10 protein-coding genes are annotated in these 16,349 nt (G+C 59.1%); 2 read left to right on the top strand and 8 right to left on the bottom strand.

Annotated features, from left to right (window positions below):
- Positions 1–150: 150 nt before the first annotated feature.
- From NML54_RS07485 to NML54_RS07470, 4 genes are all read right to left on the bottom strand, one after another.
- Positions 151–1,551: an MFS transporter gene (locus NML54_RS07485; protein WP_254757139.1), complete on the bottom strand. Its 1,401-nt coding sequence runs from the start codon at positions 1,549–1,551 to the stop codon at positions 151–153.
- Positions 1,552–1,925: 374 nt separating this feature from the next.
- Positions 1,926–3,746, bottom strand: coding sequence for an acetyl/propionyl/methylcrotonyl-CoA carboxylase subunit alpha (locus tag NML54_RS07480; protein ID WP_254757137.1), 1,821 nt, complete (start codon positions 3,744–3,746; stop codon positions 1,926–1,928).
- Positions 3,747–3,897: 151 nt separating this feature from the next.
- Complete coding sequence (locus NML54_RS07475) at positions 3,898–4,611, bottom strand: Maf family protein (protein WP_254757135.1); 714 nt, start codon at positions 4,609–4,611, stop codon at positions 3,898–3,900.
- Positions 4,612–5,021: 410 nt separating this feature from the next.
- Positions 5,022–6,431, bottom strand: a complete 1,410-nt coding sequence (locus NML54_RS07470) for a dicarboxylate/amino acid:cation symporter (RefSeq protein WP_254757133.1) — start codon at positions 6,429–6,431, stop codon at positions 5,022–5,024.
- A gap of 464 nt (positions 6,432–6,895) precedes the next feature.
- Here NML54_RS07470 and NML54_RS07465 point away from each other — a divergent pair, with 464 nt between their 5' ends.
- Both NML54_RS07465 and NML54_RS07460 read left to right on the top strand, forming a co-directional pair.
- The gene (locus tag NML54_RS07465; RefSeq protein ID WP_254757131.1) at positions 6,896–7,816 is read left to right on the top strand and encodes a hypothetical protein; all 921 of its coding nucleotides are present in this window, start codon (positions 6,896–6,898) and stop codon (positions 7,814–7,816) included.
- A gap of 140 nt (positions 7,817–7,956) precedes the next feature.
- On the top strand, positions 7,957–9,249 hold the full coding sequence (locus NML54_RS07460) for a glutathionylspermidine synthase family protein (RefSeq protein WP_254757129.1): 1,293 nt from the start codon (positions 7,957–7,959) through the stop codon (positions 9,247–9,249).
- 190 nt (positions 9,250–9,439) lie between these two features.
- Here NML54_RS07460 and NML54_RS07455 read toward each other — a convergent pair whose 3' ends face one another.
- From NML54_RS07455 to NML54_RS07440, 4 genes are all read right to left on the bottom strand, one after another.
- On the bottom strand, positions 9,440–11,200 hold the full coding sequence (locus tag NML54_RS07455) for a DUF885 domain-containing protein (protein WP_254757127.1): 1,761 nt from the start codon (positions 11,198–11,200) through the stop codon (positions 9,440–9,442).
- 217 nt (positions 11,201–11,417) lie between these two features.
- Complete coding sequence (locus tag NML54_RS07450) at positions 11,418–13,898, bottom strand: restriction endonuclease (protein ID WP_254757125.1); 2,481 nt, start codon at positions 13,896–13,898, stop codon at positions 11,418–11,420.
- Positions 13,899–14,385: 487 nt separating this feature from the next.
- Positions 14,386–15,474, bottom strand: coding sequence for a restriction endonuclease (locus tag NML54_RS07445; RefSeq protein ID WP_254757123.1), 1,089 nt, complete (start codon positions 15,472–15,474; stop codon positions 14,386–14,388).
- Between the two features lie 297 nt (positions 15,475–15,771).
- Complete coding sequence (locus tag NML54_RS07440; protein ID WP_254757121.1) at positions 15,772–16,167, bottom strand: acyl-CoA carboxylase subunit epsilon; 396 nt, start codon at positions 16,165–16,167, stop codon at positions 15,772–15,774.
- Positions 16,168–16,349: the final 182 nt, after the last annotated feature.

Here is a 16,349-nt window from a genome sequence, read left to right as displayed (position 1 = left end):
TCCCCCCCACGCTGTTGGGGCGGGCGCGGGGGGCCCCCGGCGCGCGTACTACCCCCCAAACCCCGAAACGGGGGGGGGGCCCCCTTAATAAAAAAAATTCCGGGGGCCCCCCACCGCTTTGCCGTAGAGACGCGTTAGCTACTCGAAGCTTTACTTCGTGGTACTGACAGCGTTCATGTCCACGTCACGGGTCTCGTGAGTGAGCAGGATGAAGACAACGCTCAGGATCGAGGCGAACGCCAGGTAGCCGCCCACGGCACCCACACCGTAGGAGGTGTTCAGCCAAACAGCCACAAACGGGGTCAGCGCCGCACCGAGGATGGACGCCACGTTGTAGGCGATACCGCTGGCGGTGTAACGCACGTTGGTGGGGTACAGCTCCGGCAGGTATGCGGACATGGAACCGAAGGACAGACCCATCAGGCACATACCGATAAAGATGAAGAGGGTAACCACTGCGGCGTTTGCGTTCGCGCCGGTACCAACAACGGAGGGGGAGATGAACAGCCCGAAGGACAGGCCGAAGACCGCCATCGCGACGGTGGTCCACAGCTGCTGGGTGCGGCGGCCGTACTTATCAGCCAGCCAACCCGAAATCGGGATGAAGATCGCGAAGCCAGTAATGGAAATCAGCTGAATAATCAGGAACTCGCGGTAGGGGATAGCCAGACCGCCCTTATCGGCCTTGCCGATACCGTAGGAGAGAACCCATGCGGTCATCAGATAGAACAGCACGTAGCACGCCACCATGATGAAGGTGCCCTGAATCATGGGCCACCAGGCGACCTTGAACGCCTCAACAAGCGGGGTCTTAACCTTCTCGTTGTTAGCGGCAGCCTTGGCGAAGACGGGGGTCTCCTCCAGCTTGAAACGAACGTACAGGCCAACGGCGACCATCACAATGGACAGCAGGAACGGAATACGCCAACCCCAGATGAGGAAGGGGTGAGCAAGGTTCTTGCCGTCGGTTGCGGAGTTGAAAGAAATCCAGCTGGTCAGCAGAAGCATGAAGCCGTTGGCGAAGACGAAGCCGATGGGCGCACCGAGCTGAGGCCACATGGCGGCGCGTGCACGCTTACCTTCCTCAGCGTATTCGCTGGCAAGCAGTGCCGCGCCGGACCATTCGCCGCCCAGGCCCAGGCCCTGGCAGAAACGCATAATGGTCAGCATGGTCGGTGCCCACAGACCAATCTGGTGGTAGGTGGGCAGCAGGCCGATGATGAAGGTCGCCAGACCCATGGTCAGTAGCGCACCAACGAGGGTTGCTTTACGACCAATCTTGTCACCGAAGTGACCGAAGATGATGGAACCGAGGGGACGGGCAATGAAGGCGACGCCGAAGGTCGCGAAGGAAGCCAGAAGCTCGGTGGTTGCGTCCTTCGCGGGGAAGAACAGCACGGGGAACACAGCCACTGCTGCGGTGGCATAAATGTAGAAATCGTAGAACTCGATGGTGGTACCAACGAGCGAGGCGAGAATAACTCGACTGCGAGGAGTCGTATTCTTCACCGATGCAGCAGACGCTTTCGTGTCGGGTGCAGAGGTGCTCATAAGGAAAACTCCCGAAATGGTGAACTGTGTGTACAGGTGGAGCCGGGGCGTCCGTTCCCGGTCAGCGCGTGAGGCGGGTGTGCCGTAGGCGCGTATCGGGTGCCGTGACCGCACCGGGTGGGTGCGGCGGGCGTAGGAATCTGAAAGGCTCCTCTAAAATGCAACATTATAACTCTGTTCAGAAAAGACCCAACAAATACAGCCACTATCTGGACGTAATCTCAATAGGGGGTCACGCAAACCCCACAGAAGCAGACAAGAGCGGACATAGAAAATCCCCCGGAAAGATACGAGACATCACCTCATACCCTTCCGGGGGATTCGTATAGTCTATAGCGCTCACAGTCGTGAGACCTCAGTATCGAGGCGAAGCGTTATTTGATGGTCGCCAGCACCGCACCGGAAGTGACGGTATCACCGGCCTTAGCTGACAGGCCCGAAACCTTACCCGCCTTGTGGGCGGTAATGGGCTGCTCCATCTTCATCGCCTCCAGCACCAGAATCAGGTCGCCCTCAGCGACGGTGTCGCCGTCAGAAGCCACCACCTTCACGATGGTGCCCTGCATGGGGCTGGTCAGCTCGTCGCCGCCACCCTTCGCCGCGCTACGTGCCGAACGGGACTTGCGGGTCTTGGCGGCGGGCTTAGCGGCAGGCTTCGCGCCACCGCTCAGATTAGGCAGGGACACCTCCATACGCTTGCCGTTAACCTCAACGACCACGGTGGTGCGCTCGTCCTCATCCGAATCCACGCTACCGGGCGCGCCGGAGTACATGGGGATGGTGTTGTTAAACTCGGTCTCAATCCAGCGGGTGTGCACCTTGAACTCGCCGCCTTCAGCCGGCGCGAAAGCGGGATCATCCAGCACGACGCGGTGGAACGGAATGACGGTGGGCATACCCTCAATGGTCAGCTCAGCCAGGGCACGGCGGGCACGCTGCAGAGCCTGCTCACGATCCGCGCCAGTAACAATGAGCTTAGCCAGCATGGAGTCGAAGTTACCGCCGATAACGTCGCCAGCCACGAAGCCAGAATCCCAGCGAACACCGGGGCCTGTGGGCACGGACATCTTCTCGATCGTGCCGGGGGCGGGCATGAAGGAACGGCCCGCATCCTCACCGTTAATACGGAACTCGAAGGAGTGACCGCGCAGAACCGGGTCCTTCTCCTCAATCTTCTCGCCGCGGGCAATACGGAACTGCTCACGAACCAGGTCCAGACCGGAAATCTCCTCGGAGACCGGGTGCTCCACCTGCAGTCGAGTGTTGACCTCAAGGAAGGAGATAGTACCGTCGGTACCGACCAGGAACTCACAGGTGCCAGCACCCTGGTAGCCAGCCTCACGCAGGATCGCGCGGGACGCCTCGTACAGGCGCTCGTTCTGCTCATCGCTCAGGTAGGGTGCGGGCGCCTCCTCAACGAGTTTCTGGTTACGGCGTTGCAGGGAGCAGTCACGGGTGGAAACCACCACGACGTTGCCGTGCGCATCCGCCAAGCACTGGGTCTCAACGTGGCGGGGAGAATCCAAGAAACGCTCGATGAAGCACTCACCACGACCGAACGCTGCGGTAGCCTCGCGAACAGCGGACTCGTACATCTCAACAATGCTCTCGCGGTCGCGTGCCACCTTAATGCCGCGGCCACCACCACCAAATGCGGCCTTCACCGCGATGGGCAGACCGTGCTCATCCGCGAAAGCGACAACCTCATCGGCGGACTTGACCGGGTCCTTGGTGCCGGGCACCAGGGGAGCGCCCACCTTCTGCGCGATGTGGCGTGCCGCCACCTTATCGCCCAGCTGGGTAATGGACTCGGGGGAGGGACCAATCCAGGTCAGGCCAGCGTCAATGCACTTCTGCGCGAACTGCGCGTTCTCAGAAAGGAAACCGTAGCCGGGGTGTACAGCGTCAGCGCCGGAGCGGCGAGCGATTTCAATGAGCTTGTCCATGACCAGGTAGGACTGTGCCGCGGTGGCGCCCCCGAGAGCGTAGGCTTCATCGGCAAGCTTCACATGCTGGGAGTCGCGGTCGGGGTCAGCGTAGACGGCGACGGTCTGCAGACCCTCATCGCGGGCTGCACGAATCACGCGGACAGCAATTTCGCCGCGGTTAGCGATCAGAATCTTGCTGACCGGGCCGGTGTGACGGCCGGGGACTGCAGTAAATTTCTTGGCGGCTTCTGCCTGGTGCTGAGTCACTTAAAGCTCTCCTTTAATCTCCTGCTCCAAGGATACTTCGGCAGGATTGGCGAATATAACGCGCATCATACTGTTCTATCTTATCGATTGGTGTTCAATAATGTGTATTTCAGGGTGCGCTTTGAGACAGATTTATACGATTGCGCTGGATCTAATCTTCATCTTGGGGCGACAGCCACAACTCGGTCACCGCGACCTCGCGGCGGCGCAGCATATCGCGTAGCGCGTGGATGGACAGGCCCACCACCGTGTGGAACTCACCCTCAATACCGCGAATAAACGCCGAACCGTAACCGTCCAGGGTGAAGGAACCGGCTACCCAGAGCGGCTCACCGGTAGCAATGTACGCCTCGATTTCTTCGGGGCTGAGCGTATCAAAGTGGACGGTGGCGCTGCGCAACTCAGAAACGGTGGGCAGCTCAGAAGCAGCGGGCAGCTCGGCACCTGGCTCAAGACCGCGCAGATCCACGAGCGCGTGACCGGTATGCAGCACACCGTAGTTGCCGCTCATTGCGCTGATGCGCTCGCGTGCCGCCTGAGCGGTGTGAGGCTTGCCGTAGGCAACACCCTCAAACTCGAAGACCGAATCGCAGCCCAGAATCAGCGCGTCGCGCACACCCTCGGCGGCGAGTTCGGCGGCAACTGCCTGTGCCTTCAGCTGTGCCAGCAGGGAAGCGGTTTCAGCCGGGGTGAGCCCCGCCCGTCCCTGCGCTCGCGCCTGATCGTTGGCGGTAGCGAGTGCGGCGTCCTCATCTACGGAGGAGACGCGCACCATGAACGCGATGCGGGAGTCTTCTAGGAGCTTGCGGCGCGCCGGGGATGCGGAGGCAAGAATCAGTCGGGTCGATGAAGCACTGGTAGTCATGGGTTCTATTTTAAGCGTTGCCAGCGAGTTTTACTTTCGGGTTTTACTCTGGGGTGCAGATTGAGGGTCACTGGGTGGAACCCTCTGCCGGTGCGTCAGTGTTGAATACAGGTCCTTGGCGCAATCTGGGGGCGTGATCTGCGGGAGGACTGGAGCGCCGAGCGTGGAGGGTATAAAACCGGCGGGCATAAAAAGAGCGTGTACCATCCCCCTCAACCACGTAGGAGACGGAACACGCCGTTCAAAATCATAACTCTTCTCAAACCTTAAAGAAAAAAGAATCAATAGTGACATTTTTATGACGTTTGACAAATGTATTTAGCCCATGCTGGGGGGGGGCATGGGTGGCGGAGAAGCTACACGGCGCTAAGCGGTACTGCCTAGCGCCGTGTGCGTGAGCCTTCGTCTAATTAGCGGTGTGCCGCGTTCTCCACCTTGTGAAGTCGCTGCGCCTCGCCGACGATGCGCTCATCGTAGAATTTCTGAGCCACGAAGCCGCCCTCAGAACGGGGAGCGTTGTAGAGCTCCTCATCCAAGATCCCCTCGCGGCGAGCCACAATCGCGGGAACCAGAGCCTGACCGGCAACGTTCAGAGCGGTACGACCCATGTCAACAATCGGGTCAATCGCCAGGAGTAGACCCACGCCGTCCAGGGGAAGACCCAGAGTGGACAGGGTCAGAGTCAGCATCACGATAGCGCCGGTCGTGCCGGCAGTCGCAGCCGAACCGAGCACGGACACCATCACAATCAGCAGATACTGGGTGAAGTCCAGCTGGATACCGTAGAACTGAGCCACGAAAATCGCGGCAAGAGCCGGGTAAACCGAAGCGCAGCCGTCCATCTTGGTGGTCGCACCCAGCGGAACCGCGAAGGATGCGTAGGCGCGGGGAACACCCAGGTTGCGTTCGGCAACGGTCTGGGTCATCGGCATCGAACCCATCGAAGAGCGGGACACGAAGCCCAGCTGGAGCGCCGGCCACACGCCCGAGAAGTACTGGCGGACCGACAGGCCGTTCGCGCGAACAATAATCGGGTAGACCACGAGGAAGACCAGTAGCAGGCCAATGTAGAGTGCGATAACGAACGCGACCAGCGAACCCATCGACGCCCAACCGTACGCGAACACAGCCTTAGCAATCAGGCCCACGGTACCCAGCGGTGCCAGGCGAATAATCCACCACAGAATCTTCTGAATAATCGCCAGGGCGCTCTTGACCACGTCAATGAACGGCTTGGCAGCCTCGCCGACCTTCAGTGCGGCAATGCCGACCGCACCGGAAATGACCAGAATCTGCAGTACATTAAAGGACGCCGAGGCGGTGATGCCGGAATCACCGGACTTAGCGCTGACACCCAGGCCCAGGAAGTTCACCGGGATCAGACCGGTCAGGAATGCGGTCCACGAACCGGTCGATCCGGTGTATGCCTTGCCCTGCACCTGCGCACCCACGCCCGGCTGAACGATCATGCCTATCGCAATACCAATGAGCACCGCGAAGAACGCGGTAATCGCAAACCAGATGAGCGTGTTAACCGCCAGGCGTGCCGCGTTCGTCACCTGCGACAGGTTAGAGATGGAGGCGACCACGGCGGTGAAAATCAGCGGAACAACGGCCGCCTTCAGCAGAGTGACGTAGGAGGAGCCGATGGTATCTAAGGTCACCATGAGCCAGTTGGGGTTGCTCTTCGCGTCCCCACCCAGTGCGAGGGCGAGCGCGCCGAGAACAATACCCAGAATGAGGGAGGCAATGATTTGGTTGCCGAAAGAAGTAGCCCACTTGGGCAGACGTGAACGAGATGATGCATGCGGTGTAGACATGTGGCATACTCTAAAACTTTTACGCGCTCCGGCGCGAGTTTGTGTGAAGAAGTGTTTCAATCCGGTGCAATGTAGAGGATGTGTGACGAACCGTGACCTTCCGGTGGCACCTTTCGGCTGTACATCCAGCTGCCCAACTAGCAACACAGCCCAACCCAGCTGCCCAACCAGCAACGCCGCCGTCGGTGCCGCCGCCGGTGCCGCCAGCTACCCCCCCCTAGGCGGTTAAATCGGCTGATAGTTAATGAGGAATCGCCGCAAAAGCAAATAGAAAGGAAACAACTGCGCAACATGCGGGGAAGCTTGCTGAGATTTTGCCGTCAGTGGGATAATCCGAAAGCTAGGGGTTGATATGCTGGAAACACACCGATAGTCCGGTGAAAGTCGCCGGATGATGCTGTACCCACTCAGCTTCATGTACGTGTTGAGCGTTACGCCACGCACCACCTTTCAAGGAGAGATGCATGAGTTCTGCTCCCCAATACCCCGGCGGAACCACCACCCCTAACGGCCCGAAGAAGCCCCGCAAGCGCATGGAAGCGGTTGCAGATTTCGTTACCCGAGCCGCACAGACCTCAGCCCAGCAGACCCTGAACTTGGGTGCGACCCGCCCCGGCATCGCCAAGATGATTGCCGTAGCTGGCGCCGGCGTGCTGCTGGTTGGCGGTGGCATCTTCGCCTACAACTCCATGCACCAGGAAGAGAACGCGTTCCTGTCGCAGGGTGAAGAGTACGCCCGCGTCTGCCAGGACGCGAAGACCGGCCTGCGCGTGGAAGATAGCGAATGTGAGAAGGCAGGCGTTCAGGAGCCGACCGACTCATCCAGTAGCGATTCCTCGGGCTCGTCGAGCTCGTCGGGTTCCTCTAGCTCGTCGGGTTCCTCTAGCTCCTCCAGCTCCTCGGGTTCTTCTGGGTCTTCCGGTTCAACCACCACCAATAATTCGAATGCGTTCCTCTGGTACTACCTGGGCCGCCAAAGTGCCGCTAATTCTTCCGGATCCCACTACATTCCTCCTGTAGGGTCCAAGCTTTCCGGAGGTAGCCCCACCCGCCCCAGCAACGGCACCGTCTACAGCGGCGTGTCCTCCAAGGGCGGCAGCTTCGAAGATTCCTACCGCACCGCGAAGAAATCCTCCACCGTTTCCTCCGGCAAGGTGACCAGTACCAACAACTCCGGTAAGACCTCCTTGGTGCGTAATAAGACCACCGGCTCGGTCTCCAGCGGTAAGCAGGGTACCAGCAATAGCGGCAGCACCGGCTCCTACAGCAAGTCGAACACCTCCAAGTCTGGCTCCTCGTCCAAGTCTGGCTCTTCCTCGAAATCCGGCAGCAAGGGCGGTTTCGGTGGCGGCTCGAAGTCCGGTGGCGGCCGCTCCGGCGGCTAAGCCATAAGCCATCACATTGAATGCGGGCAGGGACTGAGCGGTCCCGCCCGCATTTTCCTCACTTGAACAGCCACACTTGCGGTGACGTAACAACACCGCTCACTATTTCCGTTCACTACTTCGAAGGAGCCTAGCCCCTCATGCACCGCGAAGAATTTCCCGTCGGCCGACCCGACTGGGAGAACGTCATCATTGAGGAAGGCCTCACCTACAGCGTGGACGGCCCCCACGACACCGACCACTATTGGAACGAATACGCCGCCTACATTTTCAGCCCGCAAGAAATGGACTCTGTGCGCGCCCAGGCGGAAGAAATGCACCGCATGTGCCTGGAAACCGTCGAGTACATTGCCTCTGGAGCGGTCGGCACCCTCGGCCTGCCCCAGGCAGCGTTCAACCTCGCCGTAGAATCCTGGAACCGACGCGACGCCGACTTCTACGGACGCTTCGACTTTAGCTACTCCGGTGTGCCTGGCGACCCCATGAAACTGCTCGAATACAACGCCGACACCCCCACCGGCATCGTGGAAGCGGCAGTCAGCCAGAAAACCTGGGCGAAAGACCAGCGCCTCGACACCCGCGGCTATGCCCACTGGGGTGAAATCGGCGAAGCCTTCACCAACCGATGGCGCCACATCTTCACCCCCGAAATCACCGCGGGTGTGCAGCCCGTACTGCACCTGGCGCACGTGTCCCCCGAGATTGACGAGAACAACGAGGACTACAACAACCTCTGGCTCATCGCCTACTCGGCACAGCAGGCGGGCATCAAAACCCATATGATTCCCATCGACGAAGTCATCTTCAACAACGACACCAAGAGCTGGGAAGACGCCTACGGACGCGCCATCACCAACCTCTTCAAGCTCTACCCCTGGGAGGACCTGGTCACCGACAGCGAAGCAGGCTACGACAAGCTCCTCTTCGCCTACCACGGTGCCATGGACCGCTGGATCGAGCCTGCGTGGAAGATGTTCCTCTCCAATAAGCTGCTGCTCGCCGCGCTCTGGGATAAATACCCCGGCCACCCGAACCTTGTACCCACCTACGCGGGCCACCGCGGCGGCATGCGCAACTGGGTTCGCAAGCCCCTCTTCGGACGTGAAGGCGACGGCGTAGAAATCTACGCCCCCGACTACGACGTCTTCATTAAGCCCGAAGACGACGACTTCTTCGCCAACGCTCCCGAAAGCGAATTCATCTACCAGGAGTACATTCCGGCACCGCGCTACGAAGGCATTATCAATCCGGTCAGCCACCCCATCCTCGGCGTGTGGGTGGTCGACGGACGCACCGTAGGCTTGGGCATCCGCGAATCGAACGGCGCGCTCACCGACTACTGGTGCCGCTTTGCCCCGCACCTGGTGGACTTGAACGATTCCACCGGCCTGGGATTCGGCACGACCCACCCCGGCGCCGCAAACTTCGGATAGCCCCCAGAAGATATAGTCCCCAGAAGGCATAGATTCCAGAAGACATAGCCTTCAGACGACACGAAAACACAGCGAAGCCCCCGCCTCAGTCAAAGCTGAAGCGGGGGCTTCGTCTATAGAGTTCCTATTCTCAAGACTCTAGTTCAGAGGCTCCAGAGATTCACTCAACGAGGAGCGAGCAGACTAGAGGCTACTCGTCATCGTCCTCATCGTCGTCATCCTCAGTATCCAGAGGAAGCATCATCTCATCGGTCAGGGCGCGGCGCAGAGTATCCAGACCCACCGAACCGAGCAGAAGCGCACGCGTATGGAACGCCCGCATGTCATCGCCGCGGCGCAGAGCCTGGTCGCGCAGCTCCAGCCAGAGGCGCTCGCCAATCTTGTAGCTCGGCGCCTGACCCGGCCAACCCAGGTAACGCAGGAACTCGAAACGCAGGTGACCCTCGGACTCGTCCAGGTTCAGCTTCAAGAACTCGTAACCCAGATCAGAAGTCCAGATGGTGCCCGGCTCAACGTCCAGCTGCTCAGCCCACTCCGCGGGAATCTGCATCTCGCAGTGAACACCAATATCGAAGACCACGCGGGCGGCGCGCATACGCTGAGCGTTCAGCATGCCCATGCGGTCACCCGGATCCTTCAGGTAGCCCAGTTCCTCCATGAGGCGCTCGGCGTACAGCGCCCAGCCCTCACCGTGACCGGAAACCCACAGCATGTTCGTGCGCCAGGAGTTCATGGTGCCCTGCAGGGCCGTAGCAATAGCAATCTGCAGGTGATGACCCGGAACGCCCTCGTGGTACACGGTGGAGGTTTCACGCCAGGTAGTGAACGTGTCCTCACCTTCGGGAACCGACCACCACATGCGGCCCGGACGCGAGAAATCGGGGGAGGGGCCGGTGTAGTAAATACCGCCCTCGTTCGTGGGTGCAATGCAGCATTCAATGCGGCGCATGGGGCCGCCAATTTCAAAGTGGCTACCCGCCAGGTTCTCCACCGCGGCGTCAGCGAGCTTCTGCATCCAAGTCTTCAGCTCATCGGTGCCGTGCAGCTGACGTGCCGGATCTTCATCGAGCAACTGCTTCGCACGCTCAACGCTTGCGCCCGGCTCAATCTCCTCGGCAACCTCACGCTGACGAGCGATAATGCTCTCCAGCTCCTTCACGCCCCAGGCGTAGGTTTCGTCCAGGTCAATGGTGGTACCCAGGAACGAACGGGAGTGCAGGCTGTACGCCTTACGGCCCACAGCGTCGCGGGAGGGAGCGACCGGTTGCAGCTTCTCCACCAGGTAGCTGTTGAGGCGGCGGTAGCCTTCCTTCGCAGCCTGGGCACCTGCGGTAGCCTCATCCTTCAGCGAGGGGACAGCCTCGGCGACCTCAGTGGCAAGCTCGTCAAAGAAACCACCGGGAGCGTAGTATGCGGCGGTCTGCTCTATGACAATATCCACCTGGCGGCGCGGGGCGACCTTTCCCTCTTCACGAGCCGCCTCAAGAGTCTGGATGTAGCCCTCCAGCGCCTCGGTCACGCGGTGCATACGACCGATAATGTGCTCCCAGTCCTGCTGGGTGTTGCGTTTCATCAGGTCGAAGACCGAACGCACTTCCTGCGGGACGGAGGCAATATTGTTCATCTGCCAGCCACCAAAGCCAGCCTTGTGCTGCTTGCGGTACAGGCTCAGGCGCTCCTGCAGAGCATCCAGAGTGACCAGGTCAACGTCATCAATAGGCAGGACGTTATTGACCTTCTTCAAAGTCTTCTTCGCAAGGCGGGTAAAAGCCTTCTCGCCGGCGGGCGAGTAGTCGGGGTACAGAGTCTCTACGCCTTTGCGACCAAGCTCGGTCGCATGGACGGGGTTCAGGTCGAGAACCTTTTCAAAATATTCGTTAGCAATCTGATCGACGTCGGTCAGCGAGCGCTTCAATCGGTAGATGCTGGGAAGTTCCTGGTAAGTGCTCATGTTCATATCCTAACCCAGGGGTGTGCCTTCAACCACGATTTTCGGTGATATGGGTCGCTTAAACCGGCAACATTACGGTTTGAGTAGCACCGAACGTGAGGAAAACAGCTCACGTGTGGACAACTCACCGGGGCTCAGGCGTGAAAACGCCCCGGCTTTCCTTCCTGAACGGGTAGGAGAGGGAAGACCGGGGCGCCTTCAAGATGGCTACAAGCTGCTAGCTGGCGAAGTATTCGCCGTTGAGTTCCAACAGGCCGTTCGTGTCCTCGACCACACCGAGGCGGTGGGCAATGAGGCGGTCCTGTAGCTCATCGCCGGAGACCAAATCCACCAGAATGTTCGGGTACTTGGTCGAGCAGCGGATGAACTCGTCGTACGCCTCATCGCTGAACGGTGCGTTCGTGATGAAGGTGCCGAGCTGACCGCCGCGGGCGTGAATCGCAAGGAAGAACGCGGTAATATCCTGCGGCTGAACGCTTGCGGACAGAACACCGCCAGCTACCGGGCGCAGAGTACGCACGTAGAATGCGCGTTCTTTTTCGCCGGTGGCGGGGGTTGCCACGCCGTCCACGCCCTGAGCCTCCAGAGCCTCTACCGTGTAGCCGCGCATCAGGAACAGATCGAAACCAATGCTACGGAAACGCGCCTCAGATACCTGAGCCAGCGCCGGAGCCAGCGCCTCGCGGCGGAAGACCTGACGGTAACGCTTCAGGGCCTCACGCACCTGAGTGGCAGCCACCTGCAGCGCGGTCGAAGGCTCAGCGGCCGAAACAACGGGAGCGGAAACAACCGGCTGAACGGGAGCTGCAACGGGCGCAGAAACAGTAGAAGTGGGCACAGAAACAGCAGGAACGGGTACAGCAGACTTGGCGGTAGCCTCAGCGACCGCCGCCAGACCCTCAGCGGGTGCCTGGGTAGTAGCCGGCTGGGCAATAGTTGCCACCGGTGAACCAGCCGGACGCGCCAACAACGCCGGAGAAGTACCCGGTACCGGAGCCAACGGCTCACGCGAAGCACCCTCACGAGCCGCCAGGCGAGCCTGACGCTCCGCCGCGCGCGCCTCCTTAGCAGCCTGAAGAGCCTCCTCACGAGCCTGCAACTCAGCCACAATATCCTGAGGCAGCTTGTGCTTGAGCGACTGCGGCGGCAGCGGCGCCATGCGGGCGGTCACCGCCTCCGGAGCACCCTCCGGGAAACGCTTGAGCAGCTCCTTACCCGCCTCGCTCAGCTCGTAACGCTCCGGGTTCTTGCGGGAGGTACGACCCGTACCCTCACGCAGAGCGTTCAGGTAGCGTTTGCCCTTGAGCACGTGCATCGCCACCGAATAGCGGTTACGCAGACGCGGGGTCAGCTTATAACGGTGCGGAGCGACCTCACCCTGCAGGTACGGGATATCCAAGGCGAGCTTCAACTCATCGTAAATGTCGTAGTAGGAGATACGCGGGTTCTCCTCAACAATCTTCAGAATTGGATGCAGCAGCTGATGCGGGTACGGCAGAGCATCCACCGCCGCAGGATCCAGCAGAGCCGAAGCCACCAGCTTCTGAACACTCGGCTCAACCATCTGTGCCAGAGCCGGCGCGAAAGCAGAACCCAACGAGTAGACGGTCTCACGCTCGGAGAGGTAGTGGTGGGCAATCAGCACATCGTAGAGGTAATCCTGCGCGTCAATCTGCACAAAATAGGGGTTCGAGGACGCATGCTGAATACGCTCGTTGCGGTCAAAGACCTGCTCCAGGCTCGGAAGGCTCAGCTCCACATCGGCGCCGTGGTCGTTGAGGGTGCCGAGCAGAAGAATGCCCATATGAGTCAGTAGAGCATCAGTTGCGGCAAGATCCTCAGCCGTAATGGAGGCGCCCTCATCCTTCACCAGGGCCAGCACGGAGCTTAGCTCGCTCGCTGGCACACCGGTTTCCTCGTGGCGTGCCACCAGTTCCTTCGCCGAAAGCGACAGCGAGTACAGAGTCAGCGGAGAATCCGTGTGCTCGTGGATTGTCTTGGTGCGCAGGTAGCCCTCACGAGTCAGCAGGCTCAGCGCCTGAGCAATCACCGGCTCAACAATGCGCTGCTCCAGGTACGACAGGCCGTACCAGCCCTGCACAAAACCGCACTCGCGCAGCACCAGCTCACGAATCTTTACGGGAGCCGCCGCGGGGTAGGCCGGGGTAACACTCAGGACGATGGGCAGAAGCTCACGCACCGTAATGTGCGAGAGCAGAGCCGGGTAGAAATGCTTCAGGTAGTAGAGGTACACGCCACTGAGGAGGGGCAGAACCGGCAGAAGAGCCTGCCCCTGCTGTTCCTTCGGGGTGCCCAAAAGTTCACGGCCAGCCTCGCTGAGGGTGTAGCGCAGGTTGCCCGGATGTAGCTGGCTGAGGGACACCTCAAGATAGTCAGCGTTGACCAGCGCCGCAATCAGCTTATTGAGTGCCTCACGGAAGAGAACATTGTCACCGACCGCAATGAAACGCTGAGTCATGTTGAAACCCAGATCCACACCTACGGGGGTGTACATGTCGGGGAAGAAAACCTTCTCGCCACGGTCCTGAGCGCGCTCAAAATGGCGGAGCAGGGAGAAAGCCGCCGCAACGCTGAGAGCGCGTGCTTCCTCGGGTAGGGCCTCCCATGAGGTTTCCTGCTGCAGAGAGTGCAATTCGGAATGGTCGATATGGAGCATTGTTTTATTCACAAAAGCCACGCCGGGCTCCTTATCTGGTGTTATTATCGTGCGGACATTCTTCATAAAGTGCAGTCATTCAAGCGGGAAAATATTCACACAATACTGGGCGACACCATCTTTATTTTTGGGTCGACACTTTGGTAACCCACTTTGGCAACCCCTCGTGAAGAGAAGTACGTGAAGAGAAACGGGAAGGCAGATTTCTCAGCCCGTTCCGCTCACGTACCGTCTTCTATGACGAACACTTCAGAAAGAACGCTATAAATTATGGTGAAGTGCTTATACCGTCATGGGTATATACACTTCGTGAAATAATGCGAGCGTATATAACGCATTACCCTCTCATTGTATCGGCTGGTTCAAGAAATAACCTAGATTTCTAAAACCAGCCGATACATGAAAAATATCCTCAAGGAAAAGTGAAAATACATTAAGTGAAATGACGTAGGAAATGCGCGAAGAACGGAGACAACCAGAGGGAAATACTTACCCCAAGCCTCCCCGGTTACCCGAAGCCGCGAGCAAAATACTCCTCATCAATGTGATAACCGCACTCGCCCTCACCATCAAGCACACCCACACGATGGCGAATCATCAGCTCCACCAAGTGGTGCTGATCAACCAGAGCAATATTGCGTGCGCCCGGCAAGCCCTGCAAATACTCAGGCACCGGATGCGCAAAAGCACCGCAGGTCACCAAAACACCCTGCAAACCGCCGTGTAAAAGTACCGCACCGGCAAGCTTCTGAACCTCATTGGGGGTGACCTTCATGGTTCCGCAATAATGCTTCACCTGAATATAGATCGGCGCGAAATCCAGGCCATCAGAATAGCGGGCAATAACGTCAACACCCTTATCGTCAGCACCGCCGGTTACCTCGGTACTAAAACCGAGAGCCGTAAAAATATCGGCAACAATCTGCTCAAAATATTCCGGAGTCACCGCGTGAATATGCTGAATCAAATCCTGCGTAAAATGCTCCGCAAACTCGGCCTGAGCGTGAATCACCGGCGAATCGCTGGCACGCAAAATAATATCCAGCGGAGACTGACCAGCAGGCCAAGAATTCGCAGGCCCAGCGGAATTCAGGGCGGGTATAGGGTAGCCAGCATCGGTTGCATCATAAGCAGCGGGGTTCGACTGAGCATGATCAGCGTCTGAGAAAGGCGGCAGAGCATTAAGAGCACCAGTGTCAGGAGCGCCAAAAATGAGATGATGCTCCTCCTGCGCATTCTCCAGTAGTGCGTTCGCCTGCTTCTTCAGCTTCTTCATGCTCTTCGCCGTCAAACTCTGCGCACACAACGCCTGCACCTGGTTCACCACACGCGGCGGCACCGAACCGTGTAGATGCGGGGTGCAGGTCAGCTCGGCACCCAGGGGAGTGAGCAGGTACTTCCTCTTCTCCCATGGGGTCATACGAGGCATCAGCCGGGCATAACGAAATGCCACCAAGATTTTCAAGGTGGTTCGCACAGCCACCGCAAAATCAGTGGATTCAAGAGCCGGTAGGTTCTTCTTTGACCCCAACGCCTTAGTCTGCTGCCGCAACTGCTCACTAACATAGGCGGCGGTGCGAGGCACAGTCTTCGACAAGCGCCGTAGCGTTGGCAACAGAAGCGCGATATAGACATCCGGCGGGGGCCTATGGTTTTTATTCAGCATCTTTGCCATAGTCCCTGCCAATTATTAATACTTATGTGACGATATATACATCGTAGCATCAGGACGCATCATCATCGCTTTATCGTTTCTAATATGACAAAACCGCAAGAATCAGCGCATTAGATGTTCAATAGCGCAATATAAATCTTGAATTTGAGGCAAAACAATATATTCCCGCCACACCAACCGGCGTGACGGGAATATAAGAAGCAGAGCTATCAGCCCACGCTACATGGGGCGAGCGCGCCTCCACGAACCGGGACCGGGACGCAACGAAGCACCCAGACGCTGACCGCGGTTCAGGATGCGCGAAGCAGCACCCACCAGCGAGTTCTGCTCCTTCTGCGCGGCATTCGCCCGCATCATCGAAACCACAGCAGTGAGGGCGGCAATCTCCTCCTCAGTGGGGGAGCCCTTAACCACCTTCAGCAGAGGCTCCTGCTCAGCGTCAGTATCTACCGAAGACTGAGCAGAATCCTTCGCGGTGATGGATAAGCTATCTGCGTGTGCAGAAGAACGTGCGGAGCTACGCTCAAGCTGCTGGCGGCTCTCAGCAGCCTCCGAACTATCCTTCTTTTTACCGAATGAGAAATAACTCAGCGGGTTGTAGCCTGCCAAAGGCACGCCTCCTTAGAAAACCTAAAATCCTGGGGATGTGCGCCCCCCCACCCGCGCCGCCCCCCGCGGCCGCCGCCCCCGTGACACAAAACCAAAAGGCCCCCCGGGGCGCCCACCGGCCCCGGGGGGGGGGCCATATTTCAACTCCACCCCCGCTTCAGGTGCCAGGTTTTGCCCCGGCTCCTACC

This window comes from Rothia gullae (genome assembly GCF_024294905.1).
Classification (GTDB): Bacteria; Actinomycetota; Actinomycetes; order Actinomycetales; family Micrococcaceae; genus Rothia.
This window is presented reverse-complemented; position numbering and strand designations above follow the sequence as displayed.

Bases quoted from the DNA above. Each gene is read 5' to 3' on its own strand.
- NML54_RS07485 (WP_254757139.1), bottom strand. From the start codon at position 1,551: ATGAGCACCTCTGCACCCGACACGAAAGCGTCTGCTGCATCGGTGAAG.
- NML54_RS07475 (WP_254757135.1), bottom strand. From the start codon at position 4,611: ATGACTACCAGTGCTTCATCGACCCGACTGATTCTTGCCTCCGCATCC.
- NML54_RS07470 (WP_254757133.1), bottom strand. From the start codon at position 6,431: ATGTCTACACCGCATGCATCATCTCGTTCACGTCTGCCCAAGTGGGCT.
- NML54_RS07465 (WP_254757131.1), top strand. From the start codon at position 6,896: ATGAGTTCTGCTCCCCAATACCCCGGCGGAACCACCACCCCTAACGGC.
- NML54_RS07460 (WP_254757129.1), top strand. From the start codon at position 7,957: ATGCACCGCGAAGAATTTCCCGTCGGCCGACCCGACTGGGAGAACGTC.
- NML54_RS07455 (WP_254757127.1), bottom strand. From the start codon at position 11,200: ATGAGCACTTACCAGGAACTTCCCAGCATCTACCGATTGAAGCGCTCG.